This is a genomic window from Pseudomonas sp. SC3(2021) (genome assembly GCF_019856535.1).
GTDB lineage: Bacteria > Pseudomonadota > Gammaproteobacteria > Pseudomonadales > Pseudomonadaceae > Aquipseudomonas > Aquipseudomonas monsensis.
Map to the genome: position 1 here is coordinate 5,767,048 of NZ_CP082236.1, position 21,639 is coordinate 5,788,686.

The following is a 21,639-nucleotide window of genomic DNA, read 5'->3' on the forward strand; positions in this document are numbered from 1 at the left end:
ACCTGAATCCATGCAAACCACGCTGCGAGGTCAGCGCATTCTTCTGCGCCCGCTGCAATATTCCGACGCCGCCGCCCTGCTCGATGCCGCCGCTGACGGCGAACTGTGGAACCTCACCGTCACCGTGGTGCCTTCGGCGTCGACCATCGACAGTTATCTGAAAAAGGCCCTCGATGGCCGCGAAGCCGGTACGGTCATGCCATTTGTCATCGTATTGAAAGACACCGGCGAGGTGATCGGCTCGACCCGCTTCTGGAAGATCGACCGACTCAATCGCAAGCTGGAAATCGGCAGCAGCTGGATCGCGGCGCGCTGGCAGAAGTCGTTCGTCAACACCGAAGCCAAATACCTGATGCTGTGCCACGCCTTCGACCTGCTCGACTGCGTGCGCGTGCAATTCACCACCGACGAAAACAACCAGAAGTCACGCAACGCGATCCTGCGTCTGGGGGCGCAGCAGGAAGGCATCGTCCGCCATGAACGGATCATGCCCGACGGGCGCAAGCGCAACTCGGTGCGTTTCAGCATCATTGATGACGAGTGGCCACAGGTGCGCCTGCACCTGGAACAGAAACTCGCCGCTTACGCCTGAGGCCCGTCGTTCACACGCGATGGCGCAGCCACTGCAGAAAGCCTTTTTTCGCCACGACCACGGGCTCGTCCTGCGTCAGGGTCTGCGCTTTGTGCAGGCGATAATCGAGCAGGGTTTTCATCGCTTCACTGATGTCGTGACGAGCGTCCAGGCACGGTTTCAAATAGGATTTTTCGATACGGTACATGGCGCAGAACGTTTTCGCGGCGAAGGTGGCCGGCACCGATGAATCGGAAAGAATACCGGCCTCGCCAATCACTTCCCCCGGCCCCATGCGTCCGGATTCGAACGGTTTGCCATGACGGATCAAGGTCACCGTGACCACACCGGACTCGATGATGAACAGGTGATCGCTGACCTCTCCAGCCCCCAGAATCTGCTCGCCGGCGCGGAAGGTTTGCAGGGTCATGTTCTGGCTGAAGGTGTCTTTTTCTTCCTGACGCAAGGTCGAGAAAATCGGTGAACTGTCGAGCAACGCCCGTGGCCGCGAAAGGTTCGTCGGCGCGTTGCTTTCATCGCTGGACAGCAGGTTTACCCCGGACGCCTGCAAGTGCCGATAAGCCAGATCGAACAGTTGATTGCGCACCACACGTTTCTCGCCCATTGAGGCGACGAAGCCGCTGATCTCGTATTCCGCGCCGCTGCTGCCGGAGCTTTTCAACGCGACGCTCGGCGCCGGCGTGTCGAGCAACTGGCGACAGCCCTGCATCGCCCGCTCCAGTGCGTCGATCACCGAGTTGGGCCGGGCATGAGGGCTGACCTGCACACTGACTGCCACACCGAACATGTTGCTCGGTCGACTGAAGTTGATGATCTTGGCCTTGGCCGCCAGTGAGTTGGGGATTACCGCCATGCTGCCCTGACTGGTTTGCAGACGCGTGGCGCGCCAGTCGATGTCGGTGACCCGGCCTTCGGTGCCGTCGATGGAGATCCAGTCATCCAGCTGATAGGGCTTGGTGGTGTTGAGGACGATCCCGGAGAACACGTCGCTGAGCGTGCTCTGCAAGGCCAGACCGACGATGATCGCCAGCGCGCCGGACGTCGCCAGCACGCCTTTGACCGGCAGATCCAGCACATAAGCGAGCGCTGCGATAATCGCGATCAGGAAAATCACCGCGCCGAGCAAGTCCTGCAACAAGCGCCCGGTGTGCCCGACCCGCTGCATCATTACCGCGCCGATCAACACCGTCAGGGTGCGAGCGCCGAACAACCACCAGCCGATCTGCAAACCGGTCGCCGCCAGGTGCAGCGGCACGTTGTCGGCCCACGGCGCCGGCTCCATCGGGTTGAGGCCTTCGTTGAACAGTACGGCGCTGAACAGGCTGAAAATCAGCACCCGCACCAGCAGCTTCCACTCGCTGCCACGGGAGCTGATCAGGCGCCACAGCCCCAGATCGAGGAGGATCAGGATCAACGCGCAAAACAACGGATGTTCGCTCAGCAGAGACAGCATCAAACAACTCCGACGGGGGCCAATCGCGAGAAGATCGCACAGATTGGGCAAGTGTAGGAGCAATTGATTTAAGAGGACGAACACGATCTCACTGGGAACAAAAAAACCTGCCACAGCCCCTACACAGCTTTAGGCTAGGAATGCATCTGGCCGAAACGTCCGGACTGGAAGTCGGCGAAGGCCTGGTGGATTTCCTGCTCGGTGTTCATCACGAACGGGCCGTGACCGACGATCGGTTCGTCGATCGGCTCGCCACTGAGCAGCAACACCACGGCGTCTTCGCTGGCTTCGAGGGTCAACTGATGGCCGTTACGCTCGAACAGCGCCAACTGCCCTTCGCGCACCGACTCCAGGCCGTTGACCTGCAGCGAACCTTTCAACACCACCAGCGCGGTGTTACGGCCTTCATGCAGATCCAGCGTCAGCAACTTGCCGGCATTCAGGCGCAGGTCCCAGACGTCGATAGGGGTGAAGGTGCGCGACGGCCCTTTGCGGCCATCGAATTCGCCAGCGATCAGGCGCAGATGGCCGGCGTCGTCCTTGAGGGCGATGCTCGGGATGTCGCCATCGAGAATCGTCTGGTAACCCGGCGCGGCCATTTTGTCCTTGGCCGGCAGGTTGACCCACAACTGGACCATCTCCAGGTTGCCGCCGGTTCTGGCGAAGCGATCCGAGTGGAACTCCTCGTGCAGGATCCCGGAAGCGGCGGTCATCCATTGCACATCGCCCGGGCCGATGGTGCCGCCACTGCCGGTGGAGTCGCGGTGCTGCACCTCGCCCTCGTACACGATCGTCACGGTTTCAAAACCACGGTGCGGATGCTGACCCACGCCACGTCGCTCGGTGGTCGGGGTGAAATGCGCGGGACCGGCATGGTCGAGCAGCAGGAACGGGCTGATGTGTTTGCCCAGGTTGTCGTAGGAAAACAGCGTGCGAACCGGGAAACCATCGCCGACCCAGTGGCCGCGCGGGCTGGTGTAGATACCGATGATGTTTTTCATGGTTGTCTCCAATTTGATGAATGACGCATTGAATTGAGCTTATATTCATGAACATTCATGCACTAGACGGCAAAAAACAGTTTTTGCGTTCCACAAACAGGACAATTCGCGAACCTGCTCGCGAGGGGGTCTGCCCGGACGACACAACTCCCGAAAAAGATTCGTGCCTCGCGGTCAACAGTGCTTTGCCTCACCGGCGGTTTTTCTCAAGGAAGCCGACGCGGATACTCCGGCCCATTCCCACTGCAACCCTGGAGTCATCAATGTCTGTTCCCGCTTTTGGTCTGGGTACGTTTCGCCTGCAAGGTCAGGTGGTCATCGATTCGGTGAGCACCGCCCTTGAGCTCGGCTATCGGGCCATCGACACCGCACAGATTTACGAGAATGAGGCCGAGGTCGGCCAGGCCATCGCCGCCAGCGGCATTGCGCGCGATGAGTTATTCATCACCAGCAAGATCTGGATCGCCAATTTCGCCGGGGATCGCCTGATCGAAAGCCTCAAGGAAAGCCTGCAAAAACTGCAGACCGACTACCTCGATCTGACACTGATCCACTGGCCATCGCCTGACGATCAGGTGCCGGTCGCCGAATTCATGGGGGCATTGCTGGAAGCCAAGCGTCTGGGCCTGACCCGGCAGATCGGTGTCTCCAACTTCACCATCGAACTGATGCAACAGGCGATTGAAGCCGTGGGCGCCGACAACATTGCCACCCTCCAGATCGAACTGCACCCGTACCTGCAAAACCGCAAAGTCGTCGAGTTTGCCAAAAGCCAGGGCATCCACATCACCTCGTACATGACCCTCGCGTATGGCGAAGTCCTGAAAGACCCGCTGATCCAGCAAATCGCCGAACGCCTGCAGGCCACACCGGCACAAGTCACCCTGGCCTGGGCCATGCAATCGGGGTATGCGGTGATTCCATCGTCAACCCGACGCGCCAACCTGCAGAGCAATATGGGGGCCGTTGCGCTGACCCTGAGTGACGCGGACATGGCGCAGATCGCCACGCTCGAACGCGGTCATCGCCTGACCAGCCCGAAAGGCATTGCGCCGGTCTGGGATTGATCGCTCAGGCCTGAAGACGCTGCGCGAGAGCGTTCATGGCCTCGCGCAACACACGGACCGCCCTGACTACAGGTTCGGTATCGGCGCCGCGACTGACCTGCTCAAGTTCGTCGCACGCCGCCACCAGCCGCGCCGCGCCGACCATGCGGGCGGCGCCCTTGATGTGATGCGCCAGCTCGCGCAGCCCTTCCGGATCCCGCCCGGGCCTCAGCCGTTCAAGGCGTTGCAGGTCGTGATGCAGACTGTTCAACACTTCTTCGCGCAGACGCGCAATCAGCGCGTGATCCTCGCCGGCCATCTGTTCCAGCGTACTCAGATCAATGTCTACCGGAACAATGTCCTCGGTGGGTTCAAGCTGTCCGTCGTCATGACTGGCGCCCTCGAGCGCCTGTGCCAGATCGTGCAAGCGAATCGGTTTGAACAGGCATTCGTCCATACCCGCCGCAAGGCAGCGACGCTTCTCCTCGACCTGGGCATTGGCGGTAAACCCGAGGATCAGGCAGGGCCGGCGCCCCGTCGTAGTCTCTTCGGCACGGATGGCCCGGGCGAGTTCATAGCCATTGCGCCGCGGCATGTTGCAATCGGTGATCACCACATCGAATGACTGCGCCCGCCAGCGTTCCAGACCTTCATGACCATCCTCGGTGTCGACCGTGCGGTGCCCCAGTTCACTCAGTTGCCAACACAACAACAGCCGATTCACCGGATGATCGTCGACTACCAGCACCTGCAGCGAGCACGATGCCTCGCGCAGTGTTTCAGGCGTCGCGGGGCGCTGCTCCAGTGTCGTCAATACTGGCAACTCAAGGCTGACCTCCACCTGCGTCCCCTGGCCCGGCTCGCTGTCGAGGCGCAACGTACCGCCCATCATTTCGCACAGCGTGCGACTGATCACCAGGCCCAGTCCGGAGCCGCTGCGCGCCGACTGGGGACTATTGCGCGCCTGGACGAACGGGTTGAACAGCCGCTGCCGATCCTGCGCTGCGATGCCGATGCCGCTGTCTTGAATGACCACGTTCACCGCCAGTCGCTCGGCCGTCGAGGGCCTTACCGCCAGCCACAAGCTCACCTCGCCGGTGTCGGTGAACTTGATCGCATTACTCAGCAGATTCGACAGCACTTGCTTGAAACGCGTCGGGTCGATCAACACCTCAACGTCGCTGTGTGCATCGAGTTCGATGTGCCACAGCAAGCGTTTCTGCCGGGCCAGGCCTTCGAATACCCGACAGACCGACACCACCAGTTCACGCAGATTGGCCCGTTCCGGGGCGATGGACAAATGCCCGCTCTCAATGCGGGCAATGTCGAGAATGTCGCCGATCAGCGCCAACAATTGCTGCCCGGCATTGGAGGCCACCTGAATCGCCAGGCGATCGGTCACGCCCTCTTCGGCCCGTTTCAGGGCCAGTTCGAGCATGCCGATCAAGGCGTTCATCGGGGTGCGGATTTCATGGCTCATGGTTGCCAGAAACGTGGTCTTGGCCCGATTGGCGTCGTCGGCGATGTCCTTGGCATCCTGCAATTGCTGCAACCATTGCTGGCGCTGACGAATCTGCCAGCGCTGAAAACCGATCCAGCCCAGCGCCAGCACCAACAGACCCGCCGCACCGGCAAAACCCAGCACAATGGTGCGGCGATGACGCAGCCAGTAACTGTCCTCCACCACCACATCATTGCCCCAGCGTTCGACCAGTTCGTCCATCTGTTGCGGGGCGATGCTCAGCAGGGCCTTGTTCAGGATCGAATGCAGCAGCGGCGCCTGCGGAGCAGTGGCCAGGGCAATGCGGGCCGGCTGGTCGCCGACGGTGCCAATGATGCGCAGGCGCTCGCGGTACTGGTGGGCAATCAGAAAACGCGCAACCAGCAATGAACTCACCGTCGCATCGACCTGGCCCTTGGCAATCCACTCCATGCCTTCGGCAGGGCTTCTGACGTCGACCAGACGAATGCGCGGTACCCGTTCCAGCAGATAGTTGCGTAACGGGTGACCGCGATAAATCGCCACGCGTTTGCCCACCAGATCGTCGAGGGTGCGCGGACTCTGCGCCGCTACCGCACTGACCAGCACAAACGGATTGTTCAGGTAGGCGCGGGTGAATTGCAGCTCGTTTTCGCGCTCGCTGCTGGGCGTCACCACAGGCAACACATCGAGGTCGCCGGCCTTCAGTTGCTCGATCTGGCGATCCAGCGAAGCACCGCGCACGATCGCGAATTGCAACCCGCTGCGCTGGCTGATCAGGTTCAGCAGTTGTGCGCCCAACCCGCTGAAACGACCGTCGGCATCAAAAAAAGTCAGCGGCGCGAAATCTTCGATGGCGCCGACCCGCACCAGCGGATGCTGATCCAGCCATTGCTGCTCGGTCGCACTGAGCTGAACCCGGGACTGCCCCGCCATCTCGGCAGGACCGGCGCTCCAGCGCAGCTCAATGCGTTGCCGCTGCTCGCCGGGAATCGCCGCCAGTGCCTTGTCGACGATGCGTTTGAGGCGCACATCGCTGCGCAACAAGGCAAAACCGAAGGGGTTGGCGTCAAGCCCCGCAGGCCCGGCCAGGTGCAGGTCGTTGCGGTAATTGGTGTTGATCAAGTAGTTGGCGCTGATCAGATCGCCCAGATAAACGTTTTCTGCGCCAAACGCCACGGCCCCCAGCGCATCCATCGCCGAGGCATAACGCTGTATTCGTGCGCGTGGGTATAACGCCTGCACATTCGCCAGCGGCAAATAGTCTTCGACCATGGCGACGCGTTTGCCTTCGAGGCCCATCGTTAACAGTTCGTCGAACCGGGTGACCAGCATGGGCTGATCTTCGGCATAGGCGCGGGACAGAACGATGTCCGGGTCGGCAGTTTCAAACGAATTGGAGGTGCCCAACAGATCGAGATCTGCGCGCTTGAGCGCGCTCATCAGCGCCTCCCGGTCGGCGTACCGGCGCACTTCGATCCGCACGCCGAGCAGTTGCGCCAACAGGTCAGCGTAGTCAGCCGTGAGTCCCTCCAGCTCATGTTGATTGCGGCTGATCTCGAACGGCGGGTAGTCGGGCCCGGAAATCCCCATGCGCAATACGGGATGCTCGCGCAGCCATTGCCGGTCCTGTTCGTCCAGGGGCAGCTGGACATGCTCCAGACCGCTGCGGGTGAGGATGTCCAGTACCGGTGGCGCCTCGCTCGCCCAGCAGGCCCCCGCCACCATCAGCCACAGCCAGACAACACCACCTGCGAGCTTCATGTGTCTGGCTCAGATCAAATGATTGCGCTTGGCGAAGTCACGCAAGTGCACCGCCGAGCTGATCCCGAGCTTTTTCATCAGCCGGGTTTTGTAAGTGCTGACGGTTTTATGGCTCAGGTGCATGTCCTCGGCAATCGTCTTGTTCGGCTTGCCCTGCCCCAATTGTTCGAAAATGTTCAGCTCACGGTCGGAGAGCTGATCGATCATCTGCTTTTCGGTGATTTGCACAGAATTCAATGTGCTGGTGCTTTCAGGCAGTGCGGAAAAATAGGTGTAGCCGGACATCACGGCCTGGATGGCCTTGTGCAGCTGTTGCAATTGATTGGTCTTGGTGACATAAGCCATCGCCCCGGCCCGCAGGCAACGCTCCTGATAAAACAACGGATCGTGGGTACTGAACACCAATACCCTGCAATCAAGATCGTTGGCCCTGATCCGCGTCATCACCTCCAGCCCGTCGAGTGCCGGCAAACGCAGGTCCAGCACGACCAGTTGCGGCTGATGCTCGCGGATCAGCGCCACCACCTCGTTGCCATTGGACGCTTCGTGAATCTCCTTGAAACCTTCGGCTTGCAGCACGATCCGGATGGCGGCCCGTACGACCGGATGATCGTCGACGATCAGCGCTGACTTCATGTCCACTCCCGATGACAAACCTGGCGAAAAGACCAACGGCGTCAGTGGATCCGGACGCAGTGGCTGCGCAAGGACTGTTACACGAATCAGCGAGTGAATCACCTGTCAGGTCTGACAGTTGCCGCCAGCGACATTCTATGCATAAGCCCGACGCCGAGCGCCCGACTCCAGCTGCCAGACCGGCGCATCCCGCGACCTGTCGGGGGCATCGACCAGCGCCATCAACTGTTTGATCGCCGAGGCGCCGGGCGACGCCGCATGACTGATCTGTACGTTGTCCTGGGCAAAACCCAGGGCCGTCTGCAACGGCGCCGATGCCTCGTTGTAGATCAACGCATGACGAACTTGCGGGTTGTTCAGGAAAAACCCCGGCAGGTCCAGCGCTCCGGTCGCCAGGTCGGCGTTGATCACTACGGCGTCGAAGGGTTCGCAGCCGTAATCGACCAGGGTCAGCAACTCCGCGAGGGTCTGCACCGGCGCAACCCGGTAGTAACCGAGGTTATTGAAAAGTCGCTCGGTGTTCATCCGGTAAAAATGCTGCGGGTCGGCGATGAGGATGCGCAGGGCTTTGTTGATCATGGTCAATCTCCCGGTGAAGTCGGTTTCTGGGTCGGGCAAGGCTACGTAGGCCTTCCGCCTGGATCTGTAGGAACTTTCCTAAAAACCCGGTCATTCATCCTTGGCCTGATGCTCGTTGCGCTGCTGCAGCCAGCCCAGCAAGTCGACCCCGGACATCGGGCGCGCATACCAGTAGCCCTGCCCCTGCGTACAACCCAGCGCCAACAGTTCCCGGCGCTGCGCATCGGTCTCGATCCCTTCGATCACGACGCTCATGCCGAGGGTTTCGCCCAGTGCCAGGGTGCTGCTGATCGCCGCCCGGCAACGGGGCTCATGCTCAAGGTTGCGAATGAAATCAGCGTCCAGCTTGATTTCGTTGAACGGCAACTGACACAGGCGCTGCAACGAGGAAAAACCTGCGCCGAAGTCATCAATCGACAGGCGACATCCCATCATGCGCAGGCGTACTAGGGTTTCGAGGCTGGTGGCCGGCGCTTCGAGCAGGCCGCTTTCGGTCAGCTCGAAGGTCAGGCTTGCACCCGAACTGGCGTGGCGCGCCAGCAGGCTGAGCAGGGTGGACGTCAGCTCACCACTGGCCAACTGCGTCGCTTGCAGATTGAACGCGATGTTCAAGGCAAAACCTTGCTCGCGGGCACTGCTCTGCACCAGCAGCGCTTGCTCCAACTGAGTAAACAACAGCGCGTCGAGCAACCCACAACGCTCCAGCACCGGCATGAACAGCGCCGGCGAAATAATTCCACGGGTCGGGTGCAGCCAGCGGCACAGCACCTCGACACCACAGACCTCACCCGTGTGCAAATTGAATTTGGGCTGATACCAGGCATGCAATTGCTGCTCGGCCAGCGCCTGGCGCACCGCCGCTTCACTGGCCAGCGTGACGGCTGTGGCAGCTGGCAATGGCGTGACAGGACGGTTGATCGCCTTGTCGAGCAAATCCGCCAGCACTTGCGCATGCAAGGGTTTGCCGACATCGCCGAGCAAATCCATGCCCAGCAGCGCCACCATTTGATGCACCGCCCGACGCAAGTCTGCCGACAGCGAACTACTGATGATCACTGACTTGACCTGCCCTGACGGGCCCACACGCTGCAGAAACTCCAACCCGTCCATGCCGTCCATTTGCAGATCACACAGGGCCACGTCGACCGTACCAACAGACTCCAGCAGCGCCAGCGCCTCGGCGCCGTCACTGGCTTCAAGCACCTCGCGGCAACCGAGCGCACGCAGCATGTTGACCGCCACCGAGCGTTGGAAAGCATGGTCTTCCAGTACCAGCACACGCAGTGGCCGTTCGCAAAAACGCTCAAACATCGAATTGCTCCAGCAGAGGACCCAGGGTTTGTCGATCCGGCGTACGGATCAGGCTCAGTTGCCGCCGTTGACTGGCGTAGATCATCGCTGCCCGGGCCTGGCCGCGTTGTCCGTCGTAGATCACACCGTGGCGAATCTGCGCGTTGCTCTGGAAAAATCGCAGCGCATCAATTCCGGTGGCGGCCAGCACGTTCGCGTTGATCAGCATCAGGTCAAAACGCTCGAAAGGCTCGTGGGAGTATTGGGTCACGCTCAGCAGTTCGCGGAACGAACGTACCGGCGTGAGCGCCCGACAGCCCAGTTCATTGAGCGTTCTGCTGATTCGCGAATGCAGTGAGCACTGCTCTTCGACAATAAGGATGCGCCAGCACTTGTAGGACATTGATTTCGACAGGGTTAGGAAAAGGAATTGTTGCTGGTAGTACCAGTGCCGACACGCTAATCAAAAAAAACTGTGCGGCATGTAGGACAAGTCTGAAAAAAACACCGGAATGTTCTGGCCGTCGCAAGAGAAAAAGCCACGGCGGAATAACCCGACGTGGCTTCTGTTTGCTTACCAGAGGTAGCGATAACCCAGGCTCACACCGAAGGGTTGCTCGATGCCATTGCCTTTGGCGTATTCGGCATCCAGCGAGATCTTGCTCTTTTCACTGACCTGCAACACGCCGCCAAACCCGAGTTCGACCCGGTTACCCGGCAGCTCGGCGTCGAACTTGTGGCCATTGACGTTGACCTTGCTGCTGCCGGCATGCTCGGTGATGTACGACGCTTTGACATACGGTTGGGCCTTCATGCCGTTGCTCAGCTCCAGGCTGCGACCGAACAGTGAACCCACACGGCTCTGCAAGGAGTCGAGGTCATCGGACTTGACACGCAATCCGTTACTGGCGGTGTAACTGGCGCCCTGGGTACGCGTCGCGGTGATTTCCAGTTGTGGCTCCACGAACCAGCCATCTTTCAAATTGATGCGCTTGCCGACCTCGATATCCGCACCGATGCCGTTGGTGCTGTAGGAACCTTTGACCGACTCGCCCAGATTGCTCGGGGTCTTGATCTCGTTATCGAAACGGCTGTACTTCAACACGCTGTCGACGTACACACCGTTGTCGTTGAGGTACGTGGCGTAGACGCCGAACATACGGCTGTCGATTTCACCGGAAGCGCCCTCGCCGAAATCCAGGTCCGATCGGGCGGTACCGACCATCGCACCGACATAGACTTTGCCGCTGTCCACCGCGAAGGCTTTGTCGGCACCGATTTCCAGCCCCGTGACGTCTTGGGTGTAGGCGCGACTGGAGTGTTCGCTGACGTCGAATCGCTTACCGATCGCGCGGGTCCAGAGACCACCGTCATCCTCGCCCATGCGCAATTCGCCAAGGCGTTTGACCAAGGCGTTCATCTGCGCATTCCACAGGCCCGCTCCGGCGGTGCGGGCAGCGATGGCGGCGTTGGCACCTTTGGACAGGTTTTGCGGCGCCGGGTCGACCGGGCGCGGCGGTGGTGTTACAGGGGACACCGGCTTGACAGGATCAACCGGCGCCACGGGGTCTACTGGATTGACGGGGACTACTGGCTTTCCCGGGTCGACCGGATTGACCGGGTCCACTGGCTTCACCGGGTCGACCGGAATCGCTCCCCCGCTTGCCAGTCCCCAGTCATCGCCCTGTTGCTGCAAGGTGTAACGAAATGCACCGGCATCGACATGGCCTCCATACAAGGCGAATTTCGCATCGCCCCCGTGGGTGTCCACCAACAACAGTCGGCCGTCAGAAGCGCTCGGTTCATGCCCGGAATCGCCGACGATCAACGTGTGATCTCCGCTCGCCAGTCCGGCGCCCTGCACCACCAGCAAATCATGCTGCTGGCTGGCGATGTCGGTGTTCATCAGGATGTTGCCGCTGCCGGACAGGGCGTTGACCGTGAAGGTTTTGAAGCTGCCATCGGTGCTCGGGACGAACGCCAGGCGGCCACCGTTGAGTGTCAGCGAATCGACGGTTTTCACGCCATTCTCCATGACATTGACGGTACCGCCCGCCTCTGCGACCACCCCATTGGCCTGAGCGCCGCGGTACAGATTGACCTGACCACCGTTGCTGACTGTGCTGTTATTGGCGGTGCCGGTGTTGTACACACTTTGCGTGCCGCCTTGAATGTTCGTGTCATTGGCCACTGCGCCACCCAGCATGCCTTGGCGAATCGTCTGCTCGCCTCCGGCCTCAATGACGCTGCCATTGGCCACCGCCCGATTGATCAGGTTTTGCGTACCGCCATTACCGACCCGGGTATCGTTGGCGATGGCCAGAATATCCAGGGTCTGTACGCTGCCTGCGTTGATCAGGGTGCGATTGACCGTGGCGCGCGTGACGGTCTGCTGACTGGCGTTGAGCACGGTGTCATTGGCAATGCCGCTGGTGCCGACCAATTGCGTGCCGCCATTGTTGACCACCGTGCCATGGCTGATGCCACTGGCCACGTTCTGCATCGCGCCGTCTACCACCGTGTCGTAGGTCACGCCATTACTGAACACGCTTTGCGAACCACTGCCACTGACAGTGGTGCGATGCGCTGTGCCTTGGGTGCCAATCGACTGCACGCCACTGGTCACGCTCTCGTCATAGACCACCGCACCGCTGTCGACCGAAGCGGTATAGGCGTTGGCGTACATCGGCAGCAGCAATGCAACGGCCATGGCAACGGGCGTGCGCTGGAACAAAGGGAAACGGTTTTTCATCAACTGATCCTCACGTGCACCCCTTCGGGCGACGGCGTAAATCGGGTTGAGTTCGAACCTTTGATGGAGCCGGCTCGCACTCGGGAAGCCGGTAATTTAGAGAAGCAGCGGGATTTTCTGAGTAGGACTTTTCTTTTAGCGTGTAGGAAATTTCCTAAGCACGCCCGCCGGTCTCATCCGGGTCTTTGACGAAAAAAAGCGAGCCCGTTGCAGGCTCGCTTCGTTGATCGTCAGTTTCGAGCGCCGACCATGGTCGATCCGTAGGAGATGATCACCTCCACCCGGCGATTGAGCTGACGGGAGCGCGCATCAGCGTTACCGGCCACCGGAAATTGCTTGCCGTAGCCCTTGGTGATCAGACGATCGGCGCTGATGCCCATTTGCTGGAGGGCGAAAGCCACCGCATCCGCACGACGCTCTGACAGACGCTGGTTGAAATCCTCGCTGCCCACATCGTCGGTAAAACCCTCGATGCGCACTTTGCGTTCCGGATTGGCCGTCAGGTACTGCGCCAGTTGTTCGAAGTTGCGCTGGCTGCCGTGCTTGAGATCGGCCTTGCCGGTGTCGAACAGCACGTCACCGAAGGTGACGACTTCCCCGCGCTGGGTTTTCTGCGCCTTCATCGCTTGCAGCGCCTTGAGCTGCTGGGTGCGCACGTCTAGCTGCACCTGAGTGCGCTCGGCGTCGATTTTCTTCAGCCCGGCTTCGGCCTGACGCCCGACGATGGTCTGCTCGGCAAGTGCGATTTTCTGCCTGGCAAGGTACGCCAACTGATCGACGTCCGCCGCCTGGCGATCCTTGATCGAAGCCTGATCAGCCTTGTACAGCGCACTGAACGCATCCTTGGTTTCGATCGCCGCCAGGGTGCTGGACTCGGGCTTTTGCTGCAACGCGGCAAACTGTGCGCGAGCCTGTAGCAATTGCGGGTTTTCCGGTGGTGTGGCGCAACCGGCGAGTATCAAAGCAGATAGCGATACAGCTGGCAGTAATTTGAAAGTCGGCATGTATCGCTCCTTATTGGGCACTGGCGGGCGGATTGAAACCGGTAACCGGGTCTTGCAACATTTCCTGCTTGAGCACCTGAATGCCACTGCGGGCGTCGGTCAGCTGTTTTTGCCATTTCACCGCGCGCGATTTGCGTTCGGCGAGGTTGGCATCGGCTTCGATCTGTTCAGCCAGCAGCCTGGCTTGCGGATAGTCTTTTTCGCCCAAGGCGCGTTCCATCAGGAACATTTTGTCCTGCGCGGCCTTCATTTCCAGCGGCGCATATTGCGTCGCTTCTGCCGAGACCGCTCGATTGACCGCGTCACGTGACAGCGAGACCTGCTGCTCGGGAATGGGCGCACTGGCGCAGCCACTCAACACCGCAGCGACGGCCAGTCCACAGGTGACCAGTCGTGCCCGGGAAGACATAGAGGAAAGGGTCATCAACAACTCCAAACGTTAGCCAGTGAAGTGAGCTCGGCGGTACGCCGAGAACACCGCACGTTAGCGACGTAAGGTCAGTGACGAATGTAGGAAAATTCTCAAGGACAGCAGGGAAAATGGAATATTTTGTCAGGCGAGACGCTCGTCCAACTGCGCAGCCAACTGCTCCATCGACTGCTGCAAGGCATCCACCGCGGCGGTCAGGACTTGCGTGTCGAGCCCTTCACTGGCGACCTCCAGCGCTTCACACGCCTGAATCAGCGAGTGCGCCTTGATAATGCGCGCACCGCCCTTGACCCGGTGAGCCAGATTAGCGAGCCCGACCATGTCGTGCTGGGTAAACAGGCGCATCAGTTTGGCCATGTCCTGCGCGTTGCTCGTGGCCAGATCGCTCAACAGACTGTTGATCGACGCACGATCACCACGAGTCAGTTGTTCGAGGCTGCCGAGATCAATGTCACCTGGCCTGCAATCACCGGGCAATTCATCAGTCGCTGAACGCGGCCGTGGGACGACAGCGGCCAGGCGCAGATTGAGGTCCTTGAGGCTGATCGGCTTGAACAGACAATCGTCCATGCCGGCCTCGGCGCAACGATCCTTCTCTTCGGCCAGCGCATTGGCGGTGAACCCCAATACCAGACTGCGCGGCAACTCCCGTGCAGTTTCCTCATCACGGATCGCCCGGGCCAGTTCGTAGCCATTCATGATCGGCATGTTGCAGTCGGTAATGACCACGTCGAAGGTCTGGTTGCGCCAGGCACGCAGGCCATGGGCGCCGTCCTCTGCATCCGTCACCCGATGCCCCAGATAACTCAACTGTTGCGACAACAGCAGACGGTTGGCCGGGTAATCGTCGATCACCAGAATATTCAGGCTGTGGCTGGCCCGCAGTGTCTCGACGTCGTCGACGGGCGCCGCGTCCAGCGGTTCAAGGGTCGACAGATTCAACAGCACCTCGATCTGCGTGCCCCGCCCCAGCTCACTGGTCAGCGTGAGGCTGCCGCCCATCATTTCGCACAGCGTACGACTGATCACCAGCCCAAGCCCGGAGCCACCCTGCGCCGACTGACCATGATTACCGGCCTGGGCAAACGGACTGAACAATTGGGCCTGATCCGCAGGCGAGATCCCGCGGCCAGTGTCCTTGACGCGCAGGCAAAGACTCAGCCGCTCATCGCTGCCGCTCTCGACTTGCACACTCAACACCACCTGCCCCGCCTCCGTGAACTTGATGGCATTGCTCAACAGATTCGACAGCACTTGTTTGAAACGTAGTGGATCGATCAACACATCGACATTACTCAGGGCGTCCAGATCCAGTTGCAGACGCAACTGTTTCTGCCGCGCCAGGCCCTCGAAAATGCGCGCGACCGACTCAACCAGCTCTCGCAGATTGGCGCGTTCCGGCGCCAGCGACAGACGGCCGGATTCGATCCGTGCAATGTCGAGAATGTCGCCAATCAGATCCAGCAACCCACGCGCCGCGCCCGAAGCCACCTCGACCGCGAAACGGTCCAGTACACCCTGATCGGCCTTTTTCAGCGCCAGTTCGAGCATGCCGATGATTGCGTTCATCGGCGTGCGGATTTCGTGGCTCATGGTCGCCAGGAACGTGGTCTTGGCGCGGTTAGCGTCATCGGCGACATCCTTGGCGATTTGCAGCTCCTGCAACAGATGCTGGCGCTCGCTGACATCGATCCAGCCCGCGATCATGCCGGTGACGGCACCGTCGCTGCCACGGTAAGGCAACATCCAGTGGTAGATCGTCAGCGCGCGGCCGTCCGCCAGATTCAGGCTACGGTCCTGAATGCTCGGCAAGCCCTCCTCCATCACCCGTAGATAGTCATCCTGAAAAACCTGTGCCTGCTGCACATCACTGAGCACGCCATCCGTCACCAACTTGCCGATTACCGCTTCGCGCTCGGTGCCGAATACCTGCAGGTAACCGCTGTTGCAGATCACCAGGCGGCCTTCGCGATCGCGCACGTAGATCGGATGCGGCGTGCCATCAATGAGCACGCGCATGAACTCCATTTGATCGTTAAGAGCGATTTCCGCCTGGCGCCGCTTGCGCATCAACAGACGCAGATAAGCAATCCAGCCAAACGCCACGAGCAGCAACGCGCCGGCGATCACGAAGCCCTGGAGGATGATGTCGCGATTGCGCAGCCAATAACTGTCATCCACCACCACTTCGCTGCGCCAGCGGTTGGTCAGCTCGTCCATTTCTTCCGGGCTGATGCTCAACAGGGCCTTGTCGAGAATCGAGTACAGTTCCAGCGCACCGCGATTGGTCGCCAGTGCAATGCGGGCAGGCTGGGTGCCGACGGTACTGCTGACCTGCAATGTGTCGCGGTACTGACGCGAGATCATATAGCGGGCACTGACCAGCGAATTGATCGCGCCCTCGACCTTGCCCTGGGCGACCATCTCCATGGCTTCGGCGGCATTGTCTGCGGCGACCAGTTGCACAGAGGGATATTGCTCGACAAGGTATTCGCGCAAGACGTTGCCGCGGATCAGCGCCAGACGCTTGCCGGCCAACTGATCGAGGGTCTTCGGCTCACCGCCACGGCGCATGACCAGCACGAACGGATTGATCAGGTACGGACGGGTAAAACGCAATTCGCCTTCGCGCTCGGTGCTTGGCGTAAACGCCGCCAGCATGTCGGCCCTGCCACTGGTCACTTCACCGATCAGGTCATCGACCGAATCCACGCGCTGCATATCGAATTGCAGCCCCGTGCGCAGACTGATCTTGGCCAGCACGTCAGCACTGATCCCGCGAAAGTTGCCGGCGTCGTCGACAAAGGTCAGCGGCAGGAAGTTCTCGTTGATCGCGACTTTGATGCGCGGATGACGATCCAGCCAGCGTTGCTCTTTGACACTGAAATGCAGCCGGTGCTGGCCGGGAATGGCCACTCCGCCGACACTCCAGCGCCGCCGGATACTCATGCGTTCATCAACAGGAATGACCTTCAATGCAGCATCGAGAATCTGCAACAACCGAGTGTTGTCCCGGGTCACGGCAAAACTGAAGGGCTGGGTTTCCATGCGCGAAAAATCGCTGAGCTGAACGTTGTTAAGGTAGTTCTTCTTGATCAGGTAATTGGAGCTGAGCAAGTCGCCCAGATAAACGTCAGCCTGACCAAACGCCACGGCACCGATCGCCGTCAGTGTCGAGGGATACAGCTGCACATTGGCGTTGGGGTAAAACGCCTGGACCGTTTCCGGAGGCAGGTAGTGATAGAGCATCGCCACACGTTTGCCTGCCAGGTCTTCCGGCAGGTTGTGACTCTCATCGATGCGCGTCACCAGGGTCGGATTATCGTCAGCGTAAGGCAAGGAGATCGCCAATTGCGGATCCGCCGCTTCAAAGCCGTTGGCGGTGCCGATCATATCGATCTGGCCGCTTTTCAGCGCGGCCAGCAGATCGCCGCGCGAGGCGTAACGCCGGACCTCGACGTTGACGTGCAGGAGTTGTTCGATCAGTTGCGCGTAATCGGCCGTCAGACCTTCGTAGTCATTGCCGTTGCCGGTAATCGCAAAAGGCGCGTAATCGGGGCTGCTGTCGCCGAGCAACAGGCGCCCCTTGCTCCGCAACCAGCTCCAGTCCGGTTCATCCAGTGGCACGGCGTACCCCTGGACATCCGAGCGACCGAGCAGCTGCAACGTATCGGGCTGCGCAACGGCCATTGCCTGCTGCAGCGACAGGGAGCCGAACAGCGCAAGACCGGCAAGGCAATTTCTGACGAAAATAATCATTTAGAGCAGGTTGTTGCGCTTGGCGAAATCAGCGAGATACACCACCGACTTGACGTTGAGCTTCTCGATCAGACGCGTCTTGTAGGTACTGACCGTTTTGTTGCTCAACAACATCGCGTCGCCGATCTCCTTGTTGCTCAGCCCCTTGGCCAACTGCTGCAGAATGGTCAGCTCGCGGTCTGACAGGCTCTGGATGAGTTCCAGATCCGTGGCCTGGGCATCGCTGCGACGGACCGAGCTACTGGCCAGATTGGGGAAAAAGGTATAGCCGTCCATCACTACTTTGATGGCTTTGACCAATTCGTCCAGATCGTTGGTTTTGGAGATATAGCCCGCCGCGCCGGCCTTCATGGAGCGCATGGAATAGAACTGCGCTGATTGCGAGGTCAGCACCAGAATCTTGCAGTGCAGGTTCAGCGCACTGATACGCGAGATCACCTCCAGGCCGTCGAGCTTGGGCATGGCGATATCCAGAATGATCAGATCGGGAGTGTGTTCGCGGGCCTGTTGCACAGCGTCGGCGCCATTATCCGCTTCGGCCACAACGTCGAAATTTTCCTGTTTCAACAGCATCTTGACCGCAGAGCGAATGAACGGATGATCGTCCACGATGATCGCTTTGAGCATAAAAACCCCTGTAGGACACGTCGATCAACAACATCGGCAACATCACGAATAATGATGGGACAGCAGACCAGGCGATCCTCATGTCGAAAAATACACGAGCATCACTGGAGTGTAGGAAAAATCTTGAAAATAACTGCACAAAGTCACGCAAGGGTCAGCGCCCGCCTTCAGGCTTTTCCAGCCACTGCAGCAGGTCATGCCCGGTCATGGGCCGGGCCAGGTAATAACCTTGACCCAATTCACATTCGAGCTCGCGCAAACGCTCGAGCACCTTTGGACCGCTGACGCCTTCGATCACCAGATCCATCCCCAGCGAACGGGCCAGTGCCCGCGTGCTGGAGACCATCGCCCGATTGCGCTGACGATCGAGGTGCTGGACAAAGCGGCCATCGAGCTTGATCTGAGTGAACGGTAACTGACACATCAACTTCAGCGACGAAAAGCCTACGCCAAAGTCGTCGATCGACAGCCCGCAACCGAGCAGGCGCAAACGCAGCAGGTTCTCCTGCGTGCCCGGCGGGCAATCGAGCAAGCCGTTTTCCGCCAGTTCGAGCATCAGCACCGCCCCTTTGAACCCATGACGCTCCAATGCCAGTTTGATGTGTTCGACCAGTGCACTGTCCATCAACTGTGAGGCATGCAGGTTGAACGCCAACTGCAAGGTCACGCCGCGATGGCGCAAAATGCCCAGCAGGCTCAGACCCTGTTCGAGCAGTTGCTTGAACATCTGGTCGGTCAGGTCATAAGCCAGTACGGCGGCGAGAAAGTCACAGGGCAACAGGGTGCCGCGCGCCGGATGCTGCCAACGGGCCAGCGCTTCGACACCGATCACCGCGCCGCCCTGCAGCTGAAATTGCGGCTGGAACCACGCCCGGAATTCGCCCAGTGCCAGCCCGCGACGCACTTCATCCTCGCCCGGCAGCTCCTTGCTCAACGGCGCCAACACGGGAGATACCCGCACGCGTTTGTAGCGATACAACAGGCGATTCAACGAACGCAGTTGAACCGGCCGGTTCAGTACCCCGAGCAATTGCAAACCTGCCAGCGAGGCCATTTGCCCCAGGGTGCGGCTCAATTCCGGCGGCAGCTCACTGCACAGCAACACCGCGCGTACCATGCCGCTCTGGCTGGCAACCCGCAAAAATTCAAGGCAATCGAGGCCACGATCGGTCAAGTCACAGATCACGATATCGACCCCGCCTCGCAGGTGCATCTGCACCATGGCCTGTTCGGCATCCGCTGCTTGCAGCACGTCACGCACGCTCAGGCGATGCAACATCCTGACCAGCACGTTGCAGGCAAACTCATGATTTTCCAGCACCAGAATACGTGGGGAGGTCATCGTCCTTTAATCACTCAATAGACCCGGGAGAGGGAATAGTGGTCTGCGGAAGCCGCGCTGAACGCAGGATTTATCCCGCGATCGTGTAGGAATTTTCCCAAGAGCTTCCAATCATCAGTAGTAAACAATCTGCACCACCATAATGGCCTCGAACGGCCCGACTTCGGGGTCACCCAACGACACCACCGTGGCACTGAACGGCACGTCGATATGGCTCACCTGCGCCGGGAAATTCGCCAACGGAAAAGGTTCGTTGACCTGCACCAGATTGTTGTGTGCATCACGCACCTGAATGCCCAACTGGCTGCCGGCGGCCGGCAGGATGTTGTACAGACCCTGTTGGTTGCTGGTAACGAACGTCGCCCCGACGTTGATTGCGCTGCTGCATTTTTTCTCCAGGGCCAGGCTGAAGGGGCGGGTCGGATTGGGCGGTGAAAAACCGGTGGTGGTTTTCTGGATCACACCAAAGTCGACAATTCCCGGCTCCGGCGTCACCTTGACATCGACCGTACACGCAGTACCGACAATGTTCTGTAAGCCGGAGAGTTGAAAACGGAAGTTGCCCGCCGGGTTGCTCGGCCCGCCATTGAGTCCATAGAGACCGTCGAACTGGAACACGTCGTAGGTATCTTGCGAGGGGCGCTGCAACGGCAATAGCCCGCGCTTGCGGATCACCACCTGAAACGCAATGCTCGGGGTCACCCGCGAACAGGCAAGCATGTCGGCGCCGCTGGTTGCATCCGGGCAACCACGGGAAATGAAGCCGCTGTTGACGCCCTGGGTCGGGTTGGAACTCCAGTCGCCGTCCCAGGACGTCACGCCGCGATACACCAGACCGAATTCAATGCCCCACGGGGTGGCATTGAGCCCGGCCGGATTGCCGTAAAAATAGATCGGGTCATCTTCTTTGTAATGGATGTCGAACAGCTTCCAGCAGTCGGCCGGGACCACATGGGTTTTCGAGCGCCAGATAATCGTGCCGTCCGGCACTGTGTCCGGGACCGACACCGGACCGATGTACTCGCTCAGGTAGCTCCCGCCGTTCAGCGACTTGCAGACCATCGCCGACGCGAACTGCGACGCCCCCATCAATACCGCCGCCAGGACCAGCCGCGTCAGCGCAGTGAACAGGCTCACGGTTTCACACCCTTGCACACATTCGTCACGCAATTGAACAGTGTGTCGGACTGACCGCCGAAGTCATTCATGTTCGACACCCGCAAGGTGGTGAACGCGGTATTCGTCAGGGCAAACCGCGCTTGGCCGCGTGGCGCGATCATCACGGTTTCGATCGGCATTCTGGTTTTTTCCGGGCCGGCCAGCAGACCGACAACCGTGATGTGAAACGGCGTCGGGTTATCGACCAGCAACTGTCGGGTGGCCGGGTCGATTTTCAGCTCAAGACCCAGAGCCAGGTCCTCGCCCCGCTCGCGCTTTACGGCGGCCGGCCGGTAGAACAACTTGATCTTCGACTGCAAGGCAATCTGCATCGAGTTGACCGCCTGGGTTTTCGGCGGAATCTCGCGAATGTTCAAATAGAACACCGACTCCCGGTCAGCAGGGAGTGCCAGCTGCGGCAACTTCACAATGCGCAGGACACTGCTTTCGTTCGGCTCGATGCGCTGCAACGGTGGCAGGACCATGAACGGTGACGTGACTTTCTGGCCACTCTCGTTCTCGATCCACGACTGCACGATAAACGGCAATTGCGGGTTCTTGTTGCTGACCGTGACGCTGACTGACGGCGCACTTTCCTCGAACACCAGACGGGTGCGATCCGGCACCACAGCGGCGCTGGCCAGCACGGGAACACAGAGCCCGATTGCCAGGCTCAGACGGTTGAAAAAACGACCCACAGAAAACAAAACATAACGTGACATGGTG

At 60.0% G+C, this 21,639-nt stretch carries 17 protein-coding genes; 2 read left to right on the forward strand and 15 right to left on the reverse strand.

The annotated features are described in order from the left end of the window. Positions 1–10 precede the first annotated feature (10 nt). Positions 11–592, forward strand: a complete 582-nt coding sequence (locus K5Y35_RS25695; RefSeq protein WP_123463457.1) for a GNAT family N-acetyltransferase — start codon at positions 11–13, stop codon at positions 590–592. Positions 593–602: 10 nt separating this feature from the next. On the opposite strand, the gene K5Y35_RS25700 is transcribed toward K5Y35_RS25695, so the two are convergent. Further along, entirely contained in the window at positions 603–2,045 is a 1,443-nt protein-coding gene (locus tag K5Y35_RS25700) for a mechanosensitive ion channel domain-containing protein (RefSeq protein ID WP_186744702.1), read from the reverse strand. A gap of 134 nt (positions 2,046–2,179) precedes the next feature. Further along, on the reverse strand, positions 2,180–3,046 hold the full coding sequence (locus tag K5Y35_RS25705) for a pirin family protein (RefSeq protein ID WP_222833291.1): 867 nt from the start codon (positions 3,044–3,046) through the stop codon (positions 2,180–2,182). A gap of 263 nt (positions 3,047–3,309) precedes the next feature. Between K5Y35_RS25705 and dkgB the strand changes: the two genes are divergently transcribed. Further along, positions 3,310–4,113 carry a 2,5-didehydrogluconate reductase DkgB gene (gene dkgB / locus K5Y35_RS25710; protein ID WP_222833292.1) on the forward strand — a complete coding sequence of 268 codons (804 nt, stop codon included), beginning with the start codon at positions 3,310–3,312 and terminating at the stop codon, positions 4,111–4,113. A 4-nt stretch (positions 4,114–4,117) separates the two neighbouring features. Here the strand turns inward: dkgB and K5Y35_RS25715 are convergent, their stop codons facing one another. From K5Y35_RS25715 to K5Y35_RS25775, 13 genes are all read right to left on the reverse strand, one after another. Next, positions 4,118–7,336, reverse strand: coding sequence for an ATP-binding protein (locus K5Y35_RS25715; protein ID WP_222833293.1), 3,219 nt, complete (start codon positions 7,334–7,336; stop codon positions 4,118–4,120). Between the two features lie 9 nt (positions 7,337–7,345). Then, complete coding sequence (locus K5Y35_RS25720) at positions 7,346–7,972, reverse strand: response regulator transcription factor (RefSeq protein WP_222833294.1); 627 nt, start codon at positions 7,970–7,972, stop codon at positions 7,346–7,348. A gap of 135 nt (positions 7,973–8,107) precedes the next feature. Continuing rightward, positions 8,108–8,551, reverse strand: coding sequence for a chemotaxis protein CheY (locus K5Y35_RS25725; RefSeq protein WP_128614570.1), 444 nt, complete (start codon positions 8,549–8,551; stop codon positions 8,108–8,110). A 90-nt stretch (positions 8,552–8,641) separates the two neighbouring features. After that, positions 8,642–9,862 (reverse strand): EAL domain-containing protein, encoded by a 1,221-nt coding sequence (locus tag K5Y35_RS25730; protein ID WP_222833295.1) that lies wholly within the window; start codon positions 9,860–9,862, stop codon positions 8,642–8,644. Further along, on the reverse strand, positions 9,855–10,244 hold the full coding sequence (locus tag K5Y35_RS25735; protein ID WP_123463473.1) for a hypothetical protein: 390 nt from the start codon (positions 10,242–10,244) through the stop codon (positions 9,855–9,857). The genes K5Y35_RS25730 and K5Y35_RS25735 overlap by 8 nt, the downstream gene beginning before the upstream one ends. Before the next feature lie 171 nt (positions 10,245–10,415). Continuing rightward, positions 10,416–12,593 (reverse strand): autotransporter outer membrane beta-barrel domain-containing protein, encoded by a 2,178-nt coding sequence (locus K5Y35_RS25740; RefSeq protein WP_222833296.1) that lies wholly within the window; start codon positions 12,591–12,593, stop codon positions 10,416–10,418. A gap of 230 nt (positions 12,594–12,823) precedes the next feature. After that, the gene (locus K5Y35_RS25745) at positions 12,824–13,597 is read right to left on the reverse strand and encodes an OmpA family protein (protein ID WP_222833297.1); all 774 of its coding nucleotides are present in this window, start codon (positions 13,595–13,597) and stop codon (positions 12,824–12,826) included. A 10-nt stretch (positions 13,598–13,607) separates the two neighbouring features. Then, positions 13,608–14,021, reverse strand: coding sequence for a DUF4398 domain-containing protein (locus tag K5Y35_RS25750; RefSeq protein ID WP_222833298.1), 414 nt, complete (start codon positions 14,019–14,021; stop codon positions 13,608–13,610). Positions 14,022–14,150: 129 nt separating this feature from the next. Then, on the reverse strand, positions 14,151–17,786 hold the full coding sequence (locus K5Y35_RS25755) for a transporter substrate-binding domain-containing protein (protein WP_222833299.1): 3,636 nt from the start codon (positions 17,784–17,786) through the stop codon (positions 14,151–14,153). Continuing rightward, positions 17,787–18,413, reverse strand: coding sequence for a response regulator transcription factor (locus tag K5Y35_RS25760; protein ID WP_123463482.1), 627 nt, complete (start codon positions 18,411–18,413; stop codon positions 17,787–17,789). It abuts the gene before it with no gap. Between the two features lie 154 nt (positions 18,414–18,567). After that, positions 18,568–19,755 (reverse strand): EAL domain-containing protein, encoded by a 1,188-nt coding sequence (locus K5Y35_RS25765; protein ID WP_261991223.1) that lies wholly within the window; start codon positions 19,753–19,755, stop codon positions 18,568–18,570. Positions 19,756–19,869: 114 nt separating this feature from the next. Then, positions 19,870–20,892, reverse strand: coding sequence for a fimbrial protein (locus K5Y35_RS25770; RefSeq protein ID WP_261991224.1), 1,023 nt, complete (start codon positions 20,890–20,892; stop codon positions 19,870–19,872). Beyond that, a complete protein-coding gene (locus K5Y35_RS25775; RefSeq protein ID WP_261991225.1) occupies positions 20,889–21,635 on the reverse strand; it encodes a molecular chaperone in 747 nt (248 codons plus the stop codon). Before K5Y35_RS25775 ends, K5Y35_RS25770 begins: the two co-directional genes overlap by 4 nt. Positions 21,636–21,639 lie beyond the last annotated feature (4 nt).

Coding starts and splice junctions, on each gene's coding strand:
- K5Y35_RS25735 (WP_123463473.1), bottom strand. CDS start 10,244: ATGTCCTACAAGTGCTGGCGCATCCTTATTGTCGAAGAGCAGTGCTCA.
- K5Y35_RS25740 (WP_222833296.1), bottom strand. CDS start 12,593: ATGAAAAACCGTTTCCCTTTGTTCCAGCGCACGCCCGTTGCCATGGCC.
- K5Y35_RS25745 (WP_222833297.1), bottom strand. CDS start 13,597: ATGCCGACTTTCAAATTACTGCCAGCTGTATCGCTATCTGCTTTGATA.
- K5Y35_RS25730 (WP_222833295.1), bottom strand. CDS start 9,862: ATGTTTGAGCGTTTTTGCGAACGGCCACTGCGTGTGCTGGTACTGGAA.
- K5Y35_RS25760 (WP_123463482.1), bottom strand. CDS start 18,413: ATGCTCAAAGCGATCATCGTGGACGATCATCCGTTCATTCGCTCTGCG.
- K5Y35_RS25725 (WP_128614570.1), bottom strand. CDS start 8,551: ATGATCAACAAAGCCCTGCGCATCCTCATCGCCGACCCGCAGCATTTT.
- K5Y35_RS25750 (WP_222833298.1), bottom strand. CDS start 14,021: ATGACCCTTTCCTCTATGTCTTCCCGGGCACGACTGGTCACCTGTGGA.
- K5Y35_RS25775 (WP_261991225.1), bottom strand. CDS start 21,635: ATGTCACGTTATGTTTTGTTTTCTGTGGGTCGTTTTTTCAACCGTCTG.
- K5Y35_RS25765 (WP_261991223.1), bottom strand. CDS start 19,755: ATGACCTCCCCACGTATTCTGGTGCTGGAAAATCATGAGTTTGCCTGC.
- K5Y35_RS25715 (WP_222833293.1), bottom strand. CDS start 7,336: ATGAAGCTCGCAGGTGGTGTTGTCTGGCTGTGGCTGATGGTGGCGGGG.
- K5Y35_RS25705 (WP_222833291.1), bottom strand. CDS start 3,046: ATGAAAAACATCATCGGTATCTACACCAGCCCGCGCGGCCACTGGGTC.
- dkgB (WP_222833292.1), top strand. CDS start 3,310: ATGTCTGTTCCCGCTTTTGGTCTGGGTACGTTTCGCCTGCAAGGTCAG.
- K5Y35_RS25695 (WP_123463457.1), top strand. CDS start 11: ATGCAAACCACGCTGCGAGGTCAGCGCATTCTTCTGCGCCCGCTGCAA.
- K5Y35_RS25720 (WP_222833294.1), bottom strand. CDS start 7,972: ATGAAGTCAGCGCTGATCGTCGACGATCATCCGGTCGTACGGGCCGCC.
- K5Y35_RS25700 (WP_186744702.1), bottom strand. CDS start 2,045: ATGCTGTCTCTGCTGAGCGAACATCCGTTGTTTTGCGCGTTGATCCTG.
- K5Y35_RS25755 (WP_222833299.1), bottom strand. CDS start 17,786: ATGATTATTTTCGTCAGAAATTGCCTTGCCGGTCTTGCGCTGTTCGGC.